Raw genomic sequence first — 1066 nt, forward strand, 5'->3', positions numbered from 1 at the left:
GGCAAGAACCGCACCGTCATCGCCTTCAAGAAGCGCCGCCGGCAGAATTCGCGCCGCAAGATCGGCCATCGCCAGCTTTTGACCACCGTGCGGATCTCCGAGATCCTGCTGGGTGGCGCCAAGCCGACGAAGACGGCAGCGGTCAAGGCGCCGAAGAAGGTGAAGGCCGAGGCCGCCACCGAGGTGCAGGCGGAAGCCGCGCCGAAGAAGGAGCCCAAGGCCAAGGCAGCCGAGACAAAGGCAGCCGAGACCGCGGCAGCGCCGCTGTTCAAGGCGCCCAAGGGTGAGCCGGACGATCTGACCGTGATCAAGGGCATCGGCCCGGTCGCAGCCAAGGATCTCAACGAGCAGGGCATCATCACCTTCGCGCAGCTCGCCAAGCTGACCGACAAGGATGTCGCCAAGATCGACGAGCACATGCCCTTCAGCGCCGACCAGATCAAGGACTGGCGCGAGCAGGCCAAGGAATTGGCGGCGAAGTAATTTTCTGGCGACCAGGTCGCCGGATCGGACTTGAAACGGAACGCGAACGCGTTCATAAGGCCTTTTAGGCGCCTTGCGGCGCAACGGAGTTAGTTAGATGGCACACAAGAAAGCTGGCGGCTCGTCGCGCAACGGTCGCGACTCGCATTCCAAGCGTCTGGGCGTGAAGAAGTTCGGCGGCGAAGCCGTCATCCCGGGCAACATCATCATTCGTCAACGCGGCACCACGTGGCATCCCGGCGTCAATGTCGGCATGGGCACGGACCATACGCTTTTTGCGCTCGAGACCGGCGCCGTGACGTTCAACAAAAAAGCCAACGGCCGAACCTACGTATCGGTCAACCCGATTGCCAAAGCCGCGGAGTAGCCGGTTCCGCACTAGAACACCGGCGCCCATCTCGGGAACCGGTGTCTGGCAAAGCCAGGAAAAGGATCAGGGGAGATGGGTTTCCATCTCCCCTTTTTCTTGTGCCTGGAGGACTTTCAAATGGTTGCCGAAGCGGAAGACTCAGAAGACGAAAGTTACGCGATAGACTGCCCGGTGCTGGTCACCGAGCGGCTGGTGATGCGGGCGCCCCACGAG

The 1066-nt window shown here is 62.0% G+C and carries 2 protein-coding genes and 1 pseudogene; all 3 read left to right on the forward strand.

The features are described 5' to 3' along the window. A partial coding sequence (locus tag ENZ75_RS32680; RefSeq protein WP_128278657.1) for a bL21 family ribosomal protein occupies window positions 1-483 on the forward strand: 483 nt, incomplete at its 5' end. 97 nt (window positions 484-580) lie between these two features. Next, complete coding sequence (rpmA, locus tag ENZ75_RS32685; RefSeq protein ID WP_013529063.1) at window positions 581-850, forward strand: 50S ribosomal protein L27; 270 nt, start codon at window positions 581-583, stop codon at window positions 848-850. A gap of 120 nt (window positions 851-970) precedes the next feature. Continuing rightward, window positions 971-1066: pseudogene (locus tag ENZ75_RS35485) on the forward strand (N-acetyltransferase); the annotation flags it as partial.

This window comes from Mesorhizobium sp. M7A.F.Ca.CA.002.04.1.1, assembly GCF_004022805.1.
Lineage (GTDB): Bacteria > Pseudomonadota > Alphaproteobacteria > Rhizobiales > Rhizobiaceae > Mesorhizobium > Mesorhizobium ciceri.

What these genes read in the sequence shown, in the direction of transcription:
- rpmA (WP_013529063.1), top strand. Translation starts at nt 581, where the DNA reads ATGGCACACAAGAAAGCTGGCGGCTCGTCGCGCAACGGTCGCGACTCG.